The sequence below is a fragment of the Fuerstiella marisgermanici genome (assembly GCF_001983935.1).
GTDB lineage: Bacteria > Planctomycetota > Planctomycetia > Planctomycetales > Planctomycetaceae > Fuerstiella > Fuerstiella marisgermanici.
Window position 1 is genome coordinate 2,895,086 of the sequence record NZ_CP017641.1, and the last position, 18,801, is coordinate 2,913,886.

An 18,801-nucleotide genomic window follows, 5' to 3' on the forward strand; every position below is an offset into this window, starting at 1 on the left:
TCGCGAGTGCCTCGAAGATGTGTTTTCTAATGAAGTCCAAAACGGCGCCGCAACGATTCCTTTTCGGGATACACTGGAATTACTTTGCCGCTCCTTCGTGGTGCAGGCAAAGTTGAACCAGATCGTCGATGGAGGAGATTGAATGCGGACGGTCGAGTCCGGTATAGAGCAGGGGGATTGCACGTTAAGTCATTTGCCGAACAGGACTTTCGCGAGGTATGTCTCATCCCAGGCAGCATTGAGTCTTTTGTTTTTGATCCCCACCTTGGCTGTGGATTCGTTTTTCAGAAGACTCAACGCCGTGCGGCGAAGGATGCTGAAGTTCATATCTGTGTGGCCTTTGCGGAGTCTCGATTGATCTTCGCTGAACGTGACGTCCAGTTGCCAATGCAAATTGTTCTCAATACCCCAGTGACTCCGTACAGCTTCGGCGAAACGATGGCCGGAGACATAACGGCTTAAAATGTAATAGCGGATGCCGATGCACTGCTTGCCGTCACGGACAGTGTTGATGATCGCGATTCCAATCGCCTTCAGATTCTTCCAGCGATGTGCGTCCGGAAGATCCTCGGGCGCACGACAGATCAGATAGCTGCGGAAGTCTTCACGACCGTGTGCGTTCTCTTTCGTTTCAAATCGACGCACCGGACAGCGTGCAAAGTCATCCTCCAAATGGTCTTTGAAGAACGCGACAAGACCTGCGTGCAGCGTGGGCTGATTAATGTATATGCAGCCGCACAAATATCATTGCTCCCCAAACGCCCGTGCCCTTCGCTTCTCAGCACTTCGCGAGGCGGGTTGAGTTCCCACGTACGTACGGTTTCGTCGAGTCCCACACTTACGATCTGATCGCCAGTGGGTGAAACACCTAGTCCAGCGACCCAATGATCGTGTTCAAACTTGTGTAGCTGTGTTCCCGTGTACGAGTTCCACACCCTGATCACGCCGCGACTGTCGCCCGAGACCAGCTTCTTCCCGTCCGGCATGAACGTAAGGTCTCCGGCGCGTTCAGCGTGACCAGGAAACCGATCCGAAATCAACTCTCCGGTTGTCAGATCCCATACTGCGATTTGTGATTCCGATCCCACCGACACCAAGAATCTTCCATCGTCGGAAATTGCGACAGCGCGCGGTGGCGTTCTCGGTACGGGAAACGACCGTTGCAGTTCACCTGTCTTTACATCGAATGCTTCAACCTGCTTACCGTAGTTGTTGGGAACGTATAGCACGCTGTCATCGGAACTGAAACACAGCCCTTCTCGATAGTAGTTGGCATCGACATTGCCGACTTGACGAATCATCGCCCCGGTTGTGGCATCCCAGATCACCGCGGGACCGCTTTTTCGCTCGCTGCCGACAGCAAGCAGGCTGCCATCGTTTGAAAACCTCACCACCTGGGCGCGTTTGATTCTTGTGAGTATCTCAACTTCTTGTTTGGCTGAGTCCCATTTCAAGATCGCCGCACCACCTCTCCCTGCGACTGCGATTCGGTCCCCGCCAGGCGACCAATCGATCCAGCTAACCTCTCCGTCGATAACCAGCTCGCTGTTCCGCTCTTTACCGGTCTCCAAATTGCGAAATGTTAACATTCCGTGGTATGTGCCGACGGCCAGAATATGAGCGTCAGGAGACAACGCAAACTTCACAGAGTGTTCGGTAAACGGTTCCTTCCAGCGCAGTTGCCTTCCGCCGCCATCGTGAGGCATCGTGAACCATGCACGACACATTCTGGTTTCGTTGTTAATGTCCAGAGTCAGCATCACGACGTTGCCGGAGCCAGGGACGACACGCACGCACGCCACATGTCCTCGATGGTCGAAACGACTGACCATCTTCCCGCTAACTGCGTCCCAGATAATTGGCGAGTAGCCCTTGGGGCTGACGACAAAGTGGTGCGTGCCCGGTAGGAAGTCAACTTGCTTGTACCAGCCGGGGTGCCGGTATCGCACCGTCCCGCAGCGAACTGCCACTCCTTCAGGCAACGGATCTCCTTGAATATCCACTCTCTTGGGATGCTCGTCCTGAACCGTCTGAGCAGACACTGAGCTGCCGAGGACAAGCCACACGACAATTGTGAAACGCTGCGAATTCAGGACCATGGGGCCGTTCCTGTTGAGGCACGAGTCGTTCAGGACCGCAATCTGCAATCACCAGTGATTGTAACGCGGGATCAATCGGGAATCAGCTGACTTCAACTTTGCGTCTAATTAGCGGAGCAAGATCACTGTCGAGGATCGCAAACGTGTCAGCAACGATCAGCGAAATCATATACCAGCGGGGCGACCAGGGCCGATGCACGGCGTCGGCATATGGGAAGGTCGGCGTGGTGGCGAGAGACTCAGATTGCTGTGCTATCAGACGCGATTTCTGGTTTCTGCTCGGTGATGTCGATCAAAGCAAAAGACTGTCGACGACACCGCGCTGAGGTGTGCAGCTTTATGCACATCGACTGCAGGGATTTGCACGTTTTCGTCAGGCTGCCGAACTGCGAAATTAGCGCATTCAGAAATTTTGCTTGCCGTGGCCAGGGGTGCCATTCCGGCTATCATGCGTGCTGCGGCTGAATGCCGCAGATAAGCTGGTTCTGATTTTCCAGCCAGTGCCTTAGTGCCTCAATTTCACCATTCTTCCGCCCGCCTCGCCTCATGTTTGACATTCACGAACAACGTAACGGTCGCTCAATTCGCCTGCTGGCATGGGGGATGGCGGTGCTGAGTGTGATTTCGATGGCCGTTGTGATCGTCATCAATATCGACGTCGGACGCGAACAGGAGATCGTCGCTGAAATCGTCAAACACCTGCCTGAAAGCGACATGGATGACGTTGCTGAGTTGTCCGACGATCTGTGGCTGCACGAATGGCTGGGTGTATTGCTGGTGTTGAATGTGGTTGGCACTGCAATTGCTCTGGCTTTGGTCGTGCGAGGCTACCTGCAGAGCGAGCAGTCTTTGCGCGACGTCAAAGTTCTGGCCAGCGACATTCTTGCCTGCCTGGACGCTGCCGTGATTACGACGGACCGAAGCGGCAATATCACCAGTATTAACGTCGGTGCGAAAAAGATGATTGGCCTGAATGAAGAATCCGTGGGCCAGTCGCTGGCTCAACTTGCCCCCGATCACGCACTGCTGCAGGAAGTTTGTGCCGAAGTTAATGCCAACCATCAAACGGTCCGAGATCAGGACTATTGCGTAACCCTTCAGGGACACAAGCAGACTTTGAGAACCAGTTGTACCATCCTGAGAAATCAACGACAGGACGAAATCGGAACTGTCGTCTACATCCGCGACGTGACTCAAAGAACGTTGCTTGAGGAACGAGTGCGGCGCATGGAACGTTATATGGGGCTGGGCACGCTGGCCGCCGGGTTGCAGCATGAGATTAAGAATCCACTGAGTGCTTTGTCGCTGCATATTCAGCTTCTGCAGGAACGCCTGGACCAGGAAGAACCACAGGAGGACGTCCAGGAAATGCTGGACATCCTTGGAACCGAAGTCACGCGCATTACTCAGGTGCTGGACGGTTTCCGCAACTATGCGTCGGTGAAAGAACTCGGTCGATCACAGGTCGACGTGATCGGGCTCGTCGAGAAACTTCTGCGGCTGCTGAACCCTCAGGCTGAATCTCAGGGGATCAGGCTGGTGAAAAATATTACGGAGAATTCGACGGGAACCGTGTTAGCCGATTCTGTTCAACTGGAACAGGTGTTGTTGAATCTGGCGTTGAACGGAATGGCGGCGATGCCCAAAGGCGGCACGCTGACCTTTGGTGTCGATTCGCTGGAAGATGCGGTCCGAATTCTGGTGACGGACACCGGGCACGGGATCCCCGAAGACTTTCACGCTCAGCTATTTGACCCTTATTTCACAACCCGCAATGATGGCACCGGCATGGGGCTGGCATTGTGCGACAAGATCATTCGCCAGCACGGTGGCAGCATCGATTTTCGAACCGGCGATAAGTTCGAAGGTCAGCCGGGCACCGAATTCACTGTCCTGCTGCCTCGGGAAGTTCACGCATGAGCCACAGTCGGTTTCACGTCCTTGTCGTCGACGACGAACCCAACATCCGGTCCGGCCTGGCCAAAGGTCTGGCGAACGAAGCCGACGTTGTCGACACGGCAGGCGACGCCGAAGAAGCGCTGCAGCTGTTCGAAAAACGGCAACACGATCTGGTGATCGCAGACGTCCGTCTGAACTGCGGTATGACGGGAATCGAGCTCGCCCGCAAAATGCTGTTCGCTCGACCACAGACCGCCGTCATCGTCATCACGGCTCATGGAACAGTTGAAACAGCGGTCGACGCGATGCGAGCCGGAGCGTTCGACTTTATCGCCAAACCGCTGGATCTGAATCTCGTACGGCAACAGGTGCGGAAAGCTCGCGAACACTACGCGCTGCAATTGGAAAACCGGCAGCTTCGCAATCAACTGGCCAGCGCCGGTGAGATCTCAAACATCATCGGCAACTGTTCCGCGATGCAGAACGTCTTCCACCAAATTCGTCAGGTTGCGGCAACGGAAGCGACCGTGATGATCCATGGCGAAAGTGGAACGGGGAAAGAACTGATCGCAAAAGCCCTGCACGATCTCAGCGATCGCAGCAGTGGACCGTTTATCGCGGTTAATCTGGGAGCGATGCCGGAATCTTTACTGGAAAGCGAATTGTTCGGCCATGAAAAAGGTTCGTTCAGCGGTGCCAGTCGGCAGAAGCCTGGTTGCTTCGAACAGGCAGCGGGGGGCACGTTGTTTCTGGATGAAGTGACAGAGATGTCGGCGAAGAGCCAGGTGGATTTGCTGCGAGTGCTGGAAACGCGAACCTATCGTCGAGTCGGCGGTGAGCAGCTTCAACAATCCGACACGCGCGTGCTTTCGGCCACCAACAAATCGGTGCAGGACTTAATCGAAGCCGGTAGTTTCCGCGAAGACCTGTTCTACCGACTAAATGTGATCCCGATTCAGGTGCCTTCGTTACGACAGCGGCGCGAAGACATACCGCTATTGGTCGAACATTTTCTGCGTCACTTTTGTGAACGGCACAATCGACGCAACAAGCAGGTGGCGCCGGAATCGATGCAGATTCTGACGGCTGCTCCGTGGCCAGGGAACGTTCGCCAATTGCGAAACATGATGGAACGACTAGTGGTGACGTTGGCGGATGAAATGATTCACGCGAGCGACCTTCCGGCGGAACTGCATCCCCATTCGGCGTCGAAACCAACGCTCTCGTGTTCACTGGCAGACGCGGTGGAACAGTGTGAACGAGACACCATTGTGGCGGCGTTGGAAGCCTGCGAATTCCATCGCGAACGGACGGCCAAGCAACTGGGGGTCAGTATTCGTACGCTGCATTACAAAATGAGCCGCTACGGTTTGCATTAAGAATTGCTGCGAGGTTTGCGGCGTGGAAACATCCGCTTGCAGGCTTGGCAGTGTGAAGAGTGGGCGGTGTGCAGAGGGTGCTATCCGCAGAGTGGGCCGCAGCTGGCTGATGCGTCGTTCCGACGTCTTAACTGGCCATGTACGGCTTCGGCATGAGACGGGTAGAACTGCCTTCGCGTCGACCGAGACAGAATTTTGGCTGACGTTGCCTGTGATCTCTTTGGTGACCGCGTTGTTTTCACGCCCGGGTTGGTATACTCAGCCCATCGCCAACACCCTCCAACATCTGGCCATCTCCCTTTCGTTAGTTAGGCTGCCATGTCATTCTTCATCGTTGCCAGGCTCAACGTTGGATGCTCACGTGCCATTTCAATGGTGCTGACCGCGTTGTTTTTGGTCGCAGGGTTAGCGACCGCCGGTGCTGCGTCGCCGCGAATTCATCGCGACCTGCAGGTTCTGTATACGTTCGAAGCTGGCGAAGGAGACGTCGTTCGCGATCGTTCGGGAGTCGGACAAGCGCTGGATCTGAAGATCGGTGACTCGTCCGCCGTGCAGTGGTCGGACGGAACGCTAAATATCAAAGCCGCAACGATTATCGCATCGGACGGTCCTGCTAAAAAAGTGATCGACGCCGTCAAACGGTCAAATGCGATTTCCGTTGAAGCATGGGTGAAGCCGCACGACGCCAAACAAAACGGGCCAGCTCGCCTGGTGACACTGTCAGAAAATTCCAATCACCGCAATTTCACCGTGGGCCAGGACGCAAACACCTACGACTTTCGTTTGCGCACTTCGTCGACCAGCAGCAACGGGCTTCCTTCCGCCGCCCTGCCCAAAGATACCGCTCGTACTTCGTTGACACATCTTGTCTACACCCGCGATGCGAAAGGGCGGATCGAAATCTTCGTGGACGGCAAGTCGCGGAAAACCGACACAGCGGACGGCAACATGTCCGGCTGGGACGACAGTTTCCGCTTCGCTCTGGCCAACGAATTGAACAACAGTCGACCATGGCTTGGCGAACTGCATTTGGTTGCGGTCTACAGCACAGCTTTTAGCCACAAAGAAGTGGTGCAGAACTATTTGGCCGGACCGGCCGGAACGACGGCTCAACAACTGGCCAGCACAACGTCGTCTCGAGTCACCGACGAGTTGCAAACTTTGTACACGTTCGAATCCGGCAAGGGAGACATCGTGCGAGATCGGTCGGGTGTTGGCAAACCGTTGGACCTGAAGATCGGCAAGTCGTCTGCCGCACAGTGGTCGGATGGAAGTCTGAAAATCAAAGCCGCGACGATTATTGCATCGGACGCCCCTGCAAAAAAAGTGATCGACGCAATCAAACGTTCGAACGCCGTTTCGGTGGAAGTGTGGGCCACGCCGCACGACACCCAGCAGGCCGGCCCCGCTCGACTGGTGACGCTGTCATCGAATTCCAGCAACCGAAACTTCACAGCCGGACAGGACGGCAACACGTATGACTTCCGCTTGCGCACGTCGTCCACCAGTCACAACGGACTTCCGTCGACCGCTCTGCCAACAAGCACGGCTCGCACTTCGTTGACTCACATCGTCTACGCGCGCGATTCGAAGGGCGGCGTGAAAGTCTTTGTGGACGGAAAACCGCGGATGTCTACCAAAATCGACGGCGACATGAACGGCTGGGACAACGGCTTTCGCCTGGCGTTGGGCAATGAATTCGATAACAGACGTCCGTGGCTGGGCGACCTGCATCTGGTGGCAATTTATAGTCGAGCCCTCTCAGCCAGCGACGTGCAGAAGAACTTCCAGGCTGGCCCGGATGGTCAATCACAGACGGCTCCTGCTGTGGCAGTCGATCACAGTTCACAGTTGTTCGAACGCAAAGTCGCCGGACTGCTGGCAAACCATTGTTTGGAATGCCACGACACCGTGACTCGGGAAGGTGGCCTCGACCTGTCGCGCCGCGAGGTCGCGTTTAAGGGAGGCGACAGTGGAACGCCGATCGTTTCCGGCAAAGCCGACGAAAGCTTGATGTGGCAGTATGTGGATTCGGACGAGATGCCGTTGGACCGACCGCCGCTATCCAAGGATCAGAAAAAGCTGCTGAAGGAGTGGCTTGATTCCGGAGCGAAGTGGCCGATCGAAGTCATCGATCCGGTTGTCTACGTTTACGACGATTTGACGGCGGACAACTGGATTCGCCGCCTAACGGTTCCGGAATACATCGAAACCGTTCGTAGTGCGGTGGGCGTCGACATTTCTGCTGAAGCTCGTGAACTGCTTCCGAAAGACCTGCGAGCCGACGGATTCAGCAACACGGCGTACAATCTGACCGTCGACTTAAAGCATGTCGAATCGTACGCTGAACTGGCAACCATCATTTCGCGGCGAATGGATATCGAAGCGTTCGTCAGTCAGTTCACCAAAGACCGCACGCTGAACACCGACAATTCTACGCGAAAAATTGTGTCGGCTATCGGTAAGTGGATGTTTCGAGGACCTTTGTCAGCACGTGAAGAACAGAACTACAGTGGCATTGCCACCAGCGTCGCCAGTGCCAGTGGTACGTTTGACGAAGGCATGCGTTATATGGTTGAAGCCATGTTGCAGTCGCCGCGATTCGTGTATCGGCTGGAAGATCAACGAGGCTACGGCACCATGCCGGTTCGAGGTTTCGAGCTGGCGTCTCGGCTTAGCTACATCACATGGGGCGGTCCGCCGGACAAGGCCCTACTGAAAGCTGCCGAAGCCAGCGAACTTAGCAGTGACAGTCAGCTTCGTTCTCAGGTTGAACGAATGCTGAAAGATCCGCTAGCTATCAAGCAGTCCGAACGGTTTATCACCGAATGGCTGAACCTGAATCGTTTGGACAACCTGCAGCCGAACGCCGAACGGTTTCCCACCTGGTCACCCGAACTGGCTCAGGACATGAAAGCGGAAACTCTGGCATATTTTCGGCACGTGGTCTGGGACGAAAACCGACCGCTGTCGGATCTGCTGAACGCTCAGTCAACCTTCGCGACGCCTCGCCTGGCCAAACACTACGGCCTGGAACCGAAGGGCAAAACGTTGGCTCGCTACGACGTCGAAAACGTCAAAAGTCGAGGCGGCCTGTTGACTCAGGGAAGCCTGCTCACCATGGGCGGCGACGACGCGTCGATGGTGACTCGCGGGCTGTTTGTGTTGCATGAACTGCTGCGAGGCGTCGTCAAAGCGCCGCCACCGTGTGTCGATACCAACCCGCCGCCGACGAAGTCTGGCGTGAGTCAACGCACGATAGCGGAAACGCGTCTGGTTAACGCAAACTGCAGCGGTTGCCATGTGAGGTTCGAACCGCTGGCGTTCGGCCTTGAGAAATTCAACGGCATCGGCTTCTATTCAGACAAAGACGAACACGGCAACAAGCTGCGAGAAGACGGGACCATTCTGTTCCCGGGCAGCGCCAGGCCAGTAAACTTCGACACGTCCGCACAACTGATGGATGCTTTGGCGAAAAGCGATCGAGTACGCGAGAGCATCACATGGAAGATCGCTCAATTCGCCATCGGCCGACCACTCGGAGCCGCCGACGCGAGCATTCTGGAAGCCGTTCACAAAGAAGCAATGGCCAACGGCGGAACATGGTCCAGCACTCTAACGGCGATCATCATGAGCGACCTCGTGCGAACAACACGAGTGCAGGACGCCGAATGATGGTTCGCCGAGTACTACTCATCGCGGCCACCGTCAGCACCCTGCTGTCTCACGCCGCAACGGCAGGCGACTGGCCTCATTGGCGCGGACCGAATCGTAACGATGTGGTGGACGAACCGTCGGGGTGGACGGGCGACGATTGGCCGCTGGAAGAATTGTGGAAGCAAAACGTCGGCGAAGGTTCGACATCACCGCTGATTGTTGGCGACCGGCTTTACACCGTGGGTTGGCGATCCAACAAAGATCACGTTCAGTGTCTGGATGTCGCCACCGGAGAAACGGATTGGTCGGTCGACTACGACTGTCCCAAATACGGTCGGCTGGCCACAGGCGATCAGGCCATCTTTTCGGGCGTAACGTCGACTCCGGAATACGATCCCGCAACCGGTTTGCTTTTCACGCTAAGTGTCGACGGCCACCTGAATTGCTGGGACACCCAGAAACGTGGGAAACACGTCTGGGGCAGTAATCTCTACGAAACATTCGACGTTCCTCAACGCCCCAAAGTTGGCCGCAGCGGACTTCGCGATTACGGCTATACGGGATCGTCACTTCTTTATAGCGACTGGGTGATCGTCGAAGTCGGTGCGAAGCAAGGCAACCTGATGGCGTTCGATCGTCAGACGGGAACACTCGCGTGGAAATCTCAGAATACATCGCCGGGAGGTCATACAGGCGGTCCGGCATTGATGACGGTCGACGGCGTGCCGTGCGTGGCAGTTCACAACTTCGCCGGACTTCTTGTGGCGAGATTGGACAAAGGTCACGAAGGTGAAACAGTGGCGACCTACGACTGGATTACGTCCTACGCCAACAACATTGCGGCGGCCACAATGCACAATAATCACGTGCTGCTGACGTCGGCTTACAATCAGTATAAGATCACCAACCTGAAGATCAGCCTGAAGGGAGCTCAGGTGGTTTGGGAACAGAAGTTCGCATCGAAAGTGTGTTCACCAGTTGTTCGCGACGGCAACATCTATCTTGCGTGGCAAACGGTGATGTGTTTGGATGCGAAGACTGGAAAACAAAAGTGGAAGGGCGGCAGAACGGGCGATCAGGGTTCGATTGTTGTCACGTCCGACGATCGACTTGTGATCTGGGGTAATCATGGCGATTTGCTGCTTGCGGAATCCGCCACTCGTTCACCAAAGAAATACACGCAACTGGCGGCGAAAGAAAAACTTGGCAGTTCGGACGCATGGCCGCACATCGTGCTGGCGAATGGACATCTTTTTTGCAAAGATCGAGACGGCAATATTCTGTGCTACCGCGTCAATTGAAGTCGTAGAACAATCCAACACAAGGACCGAGCGATGAGAAACTTTGCCTTGAATCGACGCACGTTGCTGCGGAACGTTGCCGGTGCCACCGTTGGTTTGCCGCTGCTGGAAGAAATGCTGTCCAGTTCGGCGGTCGCTGCCGTGGCGAAAACAGAAGTGCCGGTGCGAGCGTTCAACCTGTTCTTCGGCCTGGGCATTCCCGCTCCGCTGCAGGACGAAGGTTTTGACGGCGTTTTGGAACCGCTAAAGCCGCTTAGCGACAAGCTGCTGATCATGCGCAAAGTCAACCAGTTGCGTTGCGACAAAAACGGCATCAACGCTCACTACGACGGAGCCGCCGGAGCATTCACCGCCGAACCACCAAACGGAGAAGCTCGATCGGGTGGGCCTTCGATCGATCAGGTGATCAAGGAAGCTCACTATTCTGACGGTCTTCCGTCCGGGATGGTGCCAACATTGGTCGCCGGAACGTTCTTCCGCCGCAGCCGCATTTGCCGCTACGTTCACAGCTATAAGCAGGACGGCACGGTCGCCGGGACCATGCAGGAACGGCCGCGACATTTATTCGACCGCGTATTCGGTACGGTGGCTGGCGCAGACGACAAAGACGCGAGGACTCAGCGACTGCGACGCAGCGTGCTGGATTCCGTTGTGGAAGATTACCGTTTCTACACCAGCGATAATTCTCCGTTGGGCACCGCTTCAAAAGCGCGAGTCGCTGAGCACCTGGAACGCGTTCGGGAATTCGAACTGCGAGCGTTCCGCTTGCCGGACAGTACCCGCAATGGCCCCGCCCTGCCGCCGCGTTCAAGAGTCCCACACGATGGTCCGGCCGATCCCGGCGGTGAAGGCATCGACATCACTCTGGAAGAACTCACGACCGAATGGCGGCTGATGGCCGACTTGTATGCGTTGGCGATTAAAATGGATCGAGCACGTTTTGGGTCGCTCACGTTTTTGGCGGCGGGCGAACGCATTCGGCTGACTGGCGACTACGAATACAATGGTCGCAAAGTGTGGGAATTCAACGACCCCAAACAACTCGGCCGCAGCGGCAGTGGAGGCTGCAGCCACGAATGGTGGCATCGGTTTAAGGACGACAAGAAGAACGAACAACTACGAGCTCACGCGCACATGAAGATGCGAGAAATGGCTTACTTCATGCAAAAGCTGGACGAACCTGACTGCAAAGAAGCAAACGGCAAATCCATTCTGGAAAACAGCCTGATCACAATCTCAACCGAATCCGGCGACGGACGCCACAACGACGTCAAACGAGAACTCTCGGGCGTCTTCCACTGCATCACCGGAGCCAACGGCCGCTTCAAGACGGGGCAGATTATGGACGTGAAGGCAGAAGGACTGGACGTCTATAACACGGTGCTAACCGGCATGGGCAGCAAGCAACAACTGGGTCCGGAAAAGGACCGAGCCGAACCTGTGGATTCGATTCGTGCGTAGATTGTGTGGCGACTATGCTACCGTGTATCGCATGCAGCGTTCGTGGGCGCGCGACGGCGATACCGAAATAGCTTACCACCAAAATGGGTGCACGATCGCGTCGGGTGTGGCCGGGGTTGGACTGAGCGAAGCGAAAGAAACCCCGGGGCTTCGCTGCTGGCTTATCGACGACATCAGTGATCGTACCGTGCGACGAAATCGACTGATTTCGCAGGGAAACCGCGTCCGTGCGATTCCCCTGTGAAATGAGTCGCTTCGGCAGCCGTAGCACCGATTTCAGTCGCAGTTCGTTCTTACCGACGATGTGCTCAACATTGCAAAACCGTGATTCGATTGCAGCGTTCTCGATCACACGAAGCTTCCCGCTCCGACGAACATGTTCGCAAGCAGTCTGATTGGTTCAGGGGGACGATGTGGTGACCTGGCCCGTCAACGTATTGGAAATCACAGTGTATCCGCGGTCGGGTGAATCCGCTTCTGAAAACGTAATTTCAAACTCATCAACGGGATTGTCTCCCACTTCAATCCCCATTCTAAACGAACCTTCCGGATGCAATTCGAAGGCTTCCAACGGTTTGATACCGGCCTGTTCGCTATCGGAAAACTGAACCGTACATAAATAGGTTTTGACCGGTGACCCGGAAGTGAATGCATAGGCAACTTCGAATTGCACGATGCCATCATTCAGTTTGGCATTGGCCTGTTTCAATTCAACAACTCCCGGTTCAGGGTCTTCAACTGAAGTCGAACCCGGTTCGGAAGTTCTTGATGAATCGTTTGCCGTGGTCGAATCGGGACCTCCGGCTGTTGTTGAGTCCTGCCCACAGCCGTTGCAAGTCACGAACAGGATGAGACACAGACTGGCTGGAGCGAAGTCTCGGAATATTACAGACATCTAACGTCTCTTCTTTTTCGTTTTCGCATTCGGGTCAACCAAAGCGACAGGAATTTCAACTTTCACTTCACCGCCGTCCGACGAGATCACAGCCGTCAACGGCGAATTGATTGTCGAATACGGCACCGGCACGGATTCCATCGCGTCCGGGAAGTCAGCCTGCGGCGCGTCCGCAGGCACGAAGGTTCCATTCGAATCCTGCAGTCGACTCACCCGAATCTTGTATTCGCCAGGCGGGATGCCGTAGTCACTGTCGCGTGAGCTGATGACTTCGAATTTCCCGTCTGGATCTGACGAACCCAAAGCGCCTTCGCCAGGGGTTCCTGGTTGCGGCAGAAACTGAATCAGCGCGCCGGGCAAAGGTAAACCTTCGACCGTAACGACGCCAGTAATTGGTGCTCGTTCAATTCCGTCACCCCCGCAACCCAGAGCAACCAGAACGATAAACGGAGCCACCTGAAAACAACGTGGACGCATGACTATTCCTCGATTCAAAGATACTCAAATGAACTTGACTAAGAACCCCTAACAAAACCTGTGTGGCCGCGTTCGGGCTCGTGGGAAACAGCCTCCGTAGCGCGAAACGCCTGTTCCGCGGCCACACGTCAGCGAGATTCGCTGTGACTGTGGGCTTAGAATTCGCCAAGCACCTGACCATCTGAAGCGCGGCACAGGTAAGTCAGTGTTCCCTGATCGACATTTTCCGAGAGAAACCGAACGCTGCCGTCTCCCAGCAGGAACTGAGCTCCACCGGTATGCAGGCTGGCACAGGTGTACCAACTGGCTCGCTTCCCGACGACGTTACTCACGTTGTTGTAATTCCAGACATTGATGCCTGTGGCAGGGAACGTCAGGTTCCAACGGCCCAGCGGGTCAATTCCAACATCCACCCAGCCAGCGTGCAGCCAGCCGCCCGTGCGGCCGTTGTACGTTTCGAGCGTCTTTTCGCCCATCATCACAGTGTTCGATAGCCCGTCGGTGCACGCGGCCAGTCTTGTGTAACTGTTTTCGCCGAACAGGTAACGAGCATCGACTGACAGGCTGCGATGGTGGTTACAGTCGCGGAGCGAAAGGTAAGGCATGATGAAGTCGTAGGATGTTTTGGCGTACGGCATGCCCGGCGAACCGCCATCGGGCGAGTAAAATGATCCGCCCGCATCCAGAACGGTGTTGCCGGAATCTGATGGGCACAACAAAGTGGGAATGACCTGGCTGGCAAGAGCCGCGTGTCCGGTTGCTACAGCATCCAAACCGACCGGTACCGGGTTGGAACCTGGGCGAACAAGATTTCCCTGAGCTCCGGAAAAGTCGATCTGACTGTAGAGCGCAGTCTGCTCCATAAATGGCAGCAGCAGTGCCAGTCCGTGACCGTTCTTCGTCTGTGGGTCTGGTTTGCTGGGCGCGGTTGCGCCGGCCGTGCAAATTCCCTGACTCATGCGACCAGCCGGAAATCGACCGTGCGTCCCTTCGTAGTTAAAAATCGCCAGCCCAAGTTGTTTAAAATGGTTCTTGCACTGCGTTCGTCGCGCAGCTTCACGGGCCTGTTGAACGGCCGGCAACAACAACGCAATCAGGATCGCTATAATCGCAATAACGACCAGCAATTCGATCAGTGTAAATCCGGCTTTTCGTCTCTGTGGTAACATCAAACCTATTTCTTTTGAATGGGACCTAAGGTGGGTTGCCATCGCCGCAGGAACAAAGCACAACGCAACAATAAAGTTCACACGTTTCGATCAGGAATGGGTCCGTCCATTCCTTTTCCTGTCAAACCAACTGGCTGGAACAAGCCAATTGGCTGACTCTTACTTTGGCAAAAAGAACTCTCGAATGCCGTGGAATAAGTAAGTCCTGTTGTTGTGGTTGCTGAAGTGTTGTGCGTTCTTCCCGCTGCACTTTCTGTCGGGTGACAGCAGGACAATAATGGCGTCGTTGCTGAGTGCAGGCAAAGACTGTGCCACAGTTCGGCATCACTTGCCGAATGGCGGCAATCCTGCGACCAACTGCCAGACGGCGTAACCAAACTTCCTGATTGCTGCGATCGAAAGAAGCATCCGTGCATAATCTGCGAGCAGCAAGCGTTGATCGAACACGCATTGCGTGCGGGAAAGCTCGATAACTTCAACACCCACATTCGGTCGCGACTGGAACAGCTCACGACCAGCGCTTACAACTGGCGGAACGCAGTTAGGTCGGCGAACACCGTTGTAACCTTCACGCGTTGCTATCAACTGCGTAACAAGCCGCGTCGAGTCAGTGGCGAAGCGACCTTCGGACTTGCATCCAGCAGTGCACCAACCGGGGTTCATTTCAGTAAGGCTATTAAGGAAAACAGCACATGATCCTAAACACGGTTTTGACGCCGCTAAACGACATCAACATGCGACTTGCCGTGCAATGCGGTGTCGAAGGTGTTGTCGTGCGGTACCCCGGGCCAACGCTGGATGACCTCGTGGCGGTCAAACAAACAGTGGAAGGCAACGGACTCAAGCTGCTGGCCATCGAAGGATATCTGCCTATTGAAAAGATCAAACTGGGAACGGACCACGACGGCCGTGAACTGGCCGCAATAAAGACGCTGATCGAACACATGGGAACGGCTGGTGTACCCCTGCTGTGTTACAACTTCATGTCCGGAACCGATTGGGTACGCACCACGCTGGATGTGCCGGCACGCGGCGGAGCGTTGGTGACCGGCTTCCGGCTGGCTGATGCTGAGCGGGCTGTTTCCCTGAACGCTGCCAGTGAAGACGTTACAACGGGCACGATTTCTGCCGATGAACTTTGGACAAACCTCGAACGCTTCCTGCGCGAAGTGATTCCGGTAGCGGAAGAAGCCGGCGTGACTCTGGCAATGCATCCGGATGACCCGCCGCTGCCGCGCTTTCACGGAAAGGCTCGCATCATGAATTCTGTCGACGCGCTTGAGCGACTGGTGGCATTGGTGCCGAGTCCCCGAAACGCCATTTGTTTCTGTCAGGGCACATTCGCGACGATGGGCGTCGACATTCCCGCAACCATTCGACGGCTGGGCCGCCACATTCAATATGTTCACTTTCGCGACGCCGAAGGATCGGCCGAACAATTTGTCGAAACGTTTCACGACAATGGCCCGACAGACATGGCCGCTGCAATCCGCGCGTTAAAGGACGTTGGCTTCACCGGTCCGATTCGACCGGATCATGTGCCTCAGCTGATTGGCGAAGAAAACGGTGAACCCGGTTACACGATGCTCGGAAGATTGTTCGCTTTCGGCTACATTCGCGGCCTTCTTCATGGAACAGGGGCGTCGCCCTCAACTGACAGCCGGCTTCCGCCAGGCAGCTAAGTACGATTACTTCGTTTCACTGCAACAATCGCCTCGAAAGTGAGCGACAACAAACTCATGCCCAAAATCACGGCCATTGAAACATCCATTCCTTCCGGCATCATGACCAACCTGCTGCTCGTGCGGATTCACACCGACGACGGGCTGATCGGATGCGGTGAAACGTACTACACGCCCCAGACGATCGAAGCTCTGATTCACGACTGGATGGCCGAACGCCTTATCGGTGCCGAAGCAACAGACATCGAAGCTCACTGGCGGTTTCTGTACGAACGCTGCACCGCCTTTGGCTTTCCGGGCGCAGAAATGCGAGCGTTGTCGGCGATCGATGTGGCACTGTGGGACATCCTTGGGCAGGTTTGTGGACAGCCGGTGTGGCAGCTTTTGGGCGGAGCGGCTCAAAAGAAGGTCCGCATCTACAACACCTGTGGCGGCCCGGGTTATGGCACTCAAAAGCAAAGCCGCGAAGAAACCGCGACACATCCCGGCTGGCCTGGTTACGGCGACGAAGGAATAGCGGGACCGTTGCAGGACAACTGGTCTTCGATCCATGCCGCGGGCGATCTGGCTCAGGAATTGGTGGACGAAGGAATCTGCGGCATGAAAATGTGGCCGTTCGATCGGTACGCTCATGCAGGTGGCGGAGCGTTCCTGTCGGCGGCGGACATCGAAGCCGGCATGAAACCGTTGCGTGAAATTCGTGATCGAGTCGGCAATCAAATCGAAATCATGATCGAAGGTCACGCGTTCTTCCCATTGGCGTCGGCGCTGCGACTGGCTGACGCACTGGCGGAAATCAAGCCGTTCTGGCTGGAAGACGTGGTGCGAGTCGACAACATCGACACGCTGGCGGATTTCCGACAGCGATCCGGTTTGCCCATTGCAGCGACGGAAATGTTGCTGGGACGGTCGTCGTATCTGTCTTTGCTACAGGCGAAAGCGGCTGACTATGTCATGATTGATCCCACGTGGGCGGGCGGCATCAGCGAAACGCGTCGCATTATCGATCTGGCTCAGACGTTCAACATCTCCGCCACCATGCACGACTGCACCGGCCCGTTGACGCTGTTTTCCGGCCTGCATTGTTCTGTTGCTTCAACGAATGTTGTGCTGCAGGAAACCGTTCGAGCTCACATTCGCACGTTCTCCGAACATTTGATTGATCGTCCGCCGATCATCGAAAACGGATTCCTAATGCCGCCAACAGACCCCGGACTGGGGACCGCGTTATTGCCGGAGCTGTTTCAACCTGGCACAAACAGCTATCGGTGTACGGGAAAGACATCCGCGTGAACCGCTTGTGATAAGCGATAGAAGTGTCGGGAATAGATAATGAGTGAACACGAAAGCGAAGATCACAGCGCAACTGACGGGCGTAGTCCTTACGAAGTTTCGCCGGAGTTACAGAGTTCAACGCCTGGCAACCGCGGGACCACGGTTCGCTATTCGATCATCGGCGCGACAACGCTCACCGCCGTGATTCTGTACCTGGACCGAATATGCATCGCCGAGATTGCGAAGCTGGACGAATTTAAATCGGATTTGAATCTGTCGGATCAGCAAACCGGCTGGATCCTCTCTGCATTCTTCTTTTCGTACGCGCTAGGACAAGTGCCTGCAGGTTGGCTCTCAGACCGCTTTGGCGCTCGAAAGATGCTGCCGCTATACATCTGCATCTGGTCGCTATGCACGATGCTGACGGGCCTGGCGACGGGCTTTGCCGTGCTGATTGCCGCAAGGTTGCTGTTCGGGATCGCTCAGGCAGGTTGCTACCCCACCGCCAGCAGCCTTATCAGGCGATGGACACCATTGCCCACTCGAGGCACCGCGAGTTCCATCGTTTCGTTCGGTGGACGTTTCGGCGGCGCTGCGGCTCCCTTGTTGACTGCGTGGCTGTTAAGCGACTATCTCGGCTGGCGTTGGGTTCTCGCGATCTACGGAATGGTCGGATTCTTCGTCGCTGCGTACTTCTGGAAAATCTTTCGCGAAACGCCGCAGGAACATCCTGACTGCGACGAGACAGAGTGTGCTTTGATCGCTGCGGGAGACACCGATACCGAAGCCAGCGGTCCGCCTCCGTTCCCACCACTGCTGCCACTCATGCGCAGTCGGGCAATGTGGCTAATGTGTGCTCTGCAGTTTGGCGTCAACATCGGCTGGGTTTTCTTAGTCACATGGCTGCCGACGTATCTGAAGGACGTCAAGAACGTCGACCCGAAAATCGGCGGGTTGATGTCGACGATCGTGCTGTTCGCGGGAATCGTCGGCATGCTGTGCGGCGGACCGCTCACCGATTTCTCTGTCAGACGATTTGGCCTGCGGTGGGGACGTTCGCTTCCACTGGCGACGTGCTATGGAATCGCAATCGCGGCTTATTTGTCGTGCCTGTACCTTGAGTCAGCCTGGGCGTTTATCGCAGCGGCCTCGGTCGTGGCGTTCGCGACAGATATGAGCGTCCCCGGAATCTGGGCCTACATGCAGGACGTCGGCGGCAAAAACACGGCGGCCGTTTTCGGCTGGGGCAACATGTGGGGAAACCTTGGCGCGGCAACGACTCCGCAGCTCGTTCCGATCGTCCTCAAGTACTGGGACACCAACGGCGACTGGCACGAAGCCTTTCTGTTGTTCTCTGCAGGCTACGTGGTCGCACTGGCTGCAGCGCTGGGCATCAATGCCTCTCGAAAGGTCGAATAGCAGCAACCAACAGAGGCACCTTCGCTGAGGCGACCATCGCGTCACGGCCGGACCACCACCTGTTTTATGCCGAAGCAACGGTTGAACA

14 protein-coding genes are annotated in these 18,801 nt (G+C 55.8%); 9 read left to right on the plus strand and 5 right to left on the minus strand.

The genetic code is table 11. The features are described 5' to 3' along the window. Positions 1-189: 189 nt before the first annotated feature. The gene (locus Fuma_RS10950; protein WP_414655189.1) at positions 190-672 is read right to left on the minus strand and encodes an ISAs1 family transposase; all 483 of its coding nucleotides are present in this window, start codon (positions 670-672) and stop codon (positions 190-192) included. Beyond that, positions 585-2,099: a WD40 repeat domain-containing protein gene (locus Fuma_RS36185; protein ID WP_077024177.1), complete on the minus strand. Its 1,515-nt coding sequence runs from the start codon at positions 2,097-2,099 to the stop codon at positions 585-587. The genes Fuma_RS10950 and Fuma_RS36185 overlap by 88 nt, the downstream gene beginning before the upstream one ends. A gap of 546 nt (positions 2,100-2,645) precedes the next feature. Between Fuma_RS36185 and Fuma_RS10965 the strand changes: the two genes are divergently transcribed. From Fuma_RS10965 to Fuma_RS10995, 6 genes are all read left to right on the plus strand, one after another. Continuing rightward, positions 2,646-4,019, plus strand: a complete 1,374-nt coding sequence (locus Fuma_RS10965; protein WP_077024179.1) for a two-component system sensor histidine kinase NtrB — start codon at positions 2,646-2,648, stop codon at positions 4,017-4,019. Beyond that, positions 4,016-5,377 (plus strand): sigma-54-dependent transcriptional regulator, encoded by a 1,362-nt coding sequence (locus Fuma_RS10970; protein ID WP_077024180.1) that lies wholly within the window; start codon positions 4,016-4,018, stop codon positions 5,375-5,377. Before Fuma_RS10965 ends, Fuma_RS10970 begins: the two co-directional genes overlap by 4 nt. A 318-nt stretch (positions 5,378-5,695) precedes the next feature. Continuing rightward, a complete protein-coding gene (locus tag Fuma_RS10980) occupies positions 5,696-9,052 on the plus strand; it encodes a DUF1592 domain-containing protein (RefSeq protein ID WP_083731964.1) in 3,357 nt (1,118 codons plus the stop codon). Continuing rightward, positions 9,049-10,335, plus strand: a complete 1,287-nt coding sequence (locus Fuma_RS10985; RefSeq protein ID WP_158520943.1) for an outer membrane protein assembly factor BamB family protein — start codon at positions 9,049-9,051, stop codon at positions 10,333-10,335. Before Fuma_RS10980 ends, Fuma_RS10985 begins: the two co-directional genes overlap by 4 nt. A 33-nt stretch (positions 10,336-10,368) precedes the next feature. After that, on the plus strand, positions 10,369-11,796 hold the full coding sequence (locus Fuma_RS10990; protein ID WP_077024182.1) for a DUF1552 domain-containing protein: 1,428 nt from the start codon (positions 10,369-10,371) through the stop codon (positions 11,794-11,796). Further along, complete coding sequence (locus Fuma_RS10995; protein WP_145944103.1) at positions 11,789-12,040, plus strand: hypothetical protein; 252 nt, start codon at positions 11,789-11,791, stop codon at positions 12,038-12,040. Before Fuma_RS10990 ends, Fuma_RS10995 begins: the two co-directional genes overlap by 8 nt. Before the next feature lie 156 nt (positions 12,041-12,196). Here Fuma_RS10995 and Fuma_RS11000 read toward each other — a convergent pair whose 3' ends face one another. The 3 genes from Fuma_RS11000 to Fuma_RS11010 all read right to left on the minus strand — a co-directional run bounded on the left by Fuma_RS11000 (position 12,197) and on the right by Fuma_RS11010 (position 14,337). Then, positions 12,197-12,691, minus strand: coding sequence for a hypothetical protein (locus Fuma_RS11000; protein ID WP_077024184.1), 495 nt, complete (start codon positions 12,689-12,691; stop codon positions 12,197-12,199). Continuing rightward, positions 12,692-13,168 (minus strand): carboxypeptidase-like regulatory domain-containing protein, encoded by a 477-nt coding sequence (locus Fuma_RS11005; RefSeq protein WP_077024185.1) that lies wholly within the window; start codon positions 13,166-13,168, stop codon positions 12,692-12,694. Between the two features lie 155 nt (positions 13,169-13,323). After that, positions 13,324-14,337, minus strand: coding sequence for a DUF1559 domain-containing protein (locus Fuma_RS11010; protein ID WP_077024186.1), 1,014 nt, complete (start codon positions 14,335-14,337; stop codon positions 13,324-13,326). A gap of 692 nt (positions 14,338-15,029) precedes the next feature. Between Fuma_RS11010 and Fuma_RS11020 the strand changes: the two genes are divergently transcribed. From Fuma_RS11020 to Fuma_RS11030, 3 genes are read left to right on the plus strand one after another with little or no spacing between them, the layout of a single operon-like run. After that, a complete protein-coding gene (locus Fuma_RS11020) occupies positions 15,030-16,019 on the plus strand; it encodes a mannonate dehydratase (RefSeq protein ID WP_077024188.1) in 990 nt (329 codons plus the stop codon). Positions 16,020-16,076: 57 nt separating this feature from the next. Next, a complete protein-coding gene (locus Fuma_RS11025) occupies positions 16,077-17,312 on the plus strand; it encodes a mandelate racemase/muconate lactonizing enzyme family protein (protein ID WP_077024189.1) in 1,236 nt (411 codons plus the stop codon). 39 nt (positions 17,313-17,351) lie between these two features. Then, entirely contained in the window at positions 17,352-18,713 is a 1,362-nt protein-coding gene (locus Fuma_RS11030; RefSeq protein WP_077024190.1) for an MFS transporter, read from the plus strand. Positions 18,714-18,801: the final 88 nt, after the last annotated feature.

Excerpts from the sequence above, each read along its gene's own strand:
- Fuma_RS36185 (WP_077024177.1), bottom strand. The coding sequence starts at position 2,099 with ATGGTCCTGAATTCGCAGCGTTTCACAATTGTCGTGTGGCTTGTCCTC.
- Fuma_RS10990 (WP_077024182.1), top strand. The coding sequence starts at position 10,369 with ATGAGAAACTTTGCCTTGAATCGACGCACGTTGCTGCGGAACGTTGCC.
- Fuma_RS11005 (WP_077024185.1), bottom strand. The coding sequence starts at position 13,168 with ATGCGTCCACGTTGTTTTCAGGTGGCTCCGTTTATCGTTCTGGTTGCT.
- Fuma_RS11030 (WP_077024190.1), top strand. The coding sequence starts at position 17,352 with ATGAGTGAACACGAAAGCGAAGATCACAGCGCAACTGACGGGCGTAGT.
- Fuma_RS11000 (WP_077024184.1), bottom strand. The coding sequence starts at position 12,691 with ATGTCTGTAATATTCCGAGACTTCGCTCCAGCCAGTCTGTGTCTCATC.
- Fuma_RS10970 (WP_077024180.1), top strand. The coding sequence starts at position 4,016 with ATGAGCCACAGTCGGTTTCACGTCCTTGTCGTCGACGACGAACCCAAC.
- Fuma_RS11020 (WP_077024188.1), top strand. The coding sequence starts at position 15,030 with ATGATCCTAAACACGGTTTTGACGCCGCTAAACGACATCAACATGCGA.
- Fuma_RS11010 (WP_077024186.1), bottom strand. The coding sequence starts at position 14,337 with ATGTTACCACAGAGACGAAAAGCCGGATTTACACTGATCGAATTGCTG.
- Fuma_RS11025 (WP_077024189.1), top strand. The coding sequence starts at position 16,077 with ATGCCCAAAATCACGGCCATTGAAACATCCATTCCTTCCGGCATCATG.
- Fuma_RS10980 (WP_083731964.1), top strand. The coding sequence starts at position 5,696 with ATGTCATTCTTCATCGTTGCCAGGCTCAACGTTGGATGCTCACGTGCC.
- Fuma_RS10965 (WP_077024179.1), top strand. The coding sequence starts at position 2,646 with ATGTTTGACATTCACGAACAACGTAACGGTCGCTCAATTCGCCTGCTG.
- Fuma_RS10985 (WP_158520943.1), top strand. The coding sequence starts at position 9,049 with ATGATGGTTCGCCGAGTACTACTCATCGCGGCCACCGTCAGCACCCTG.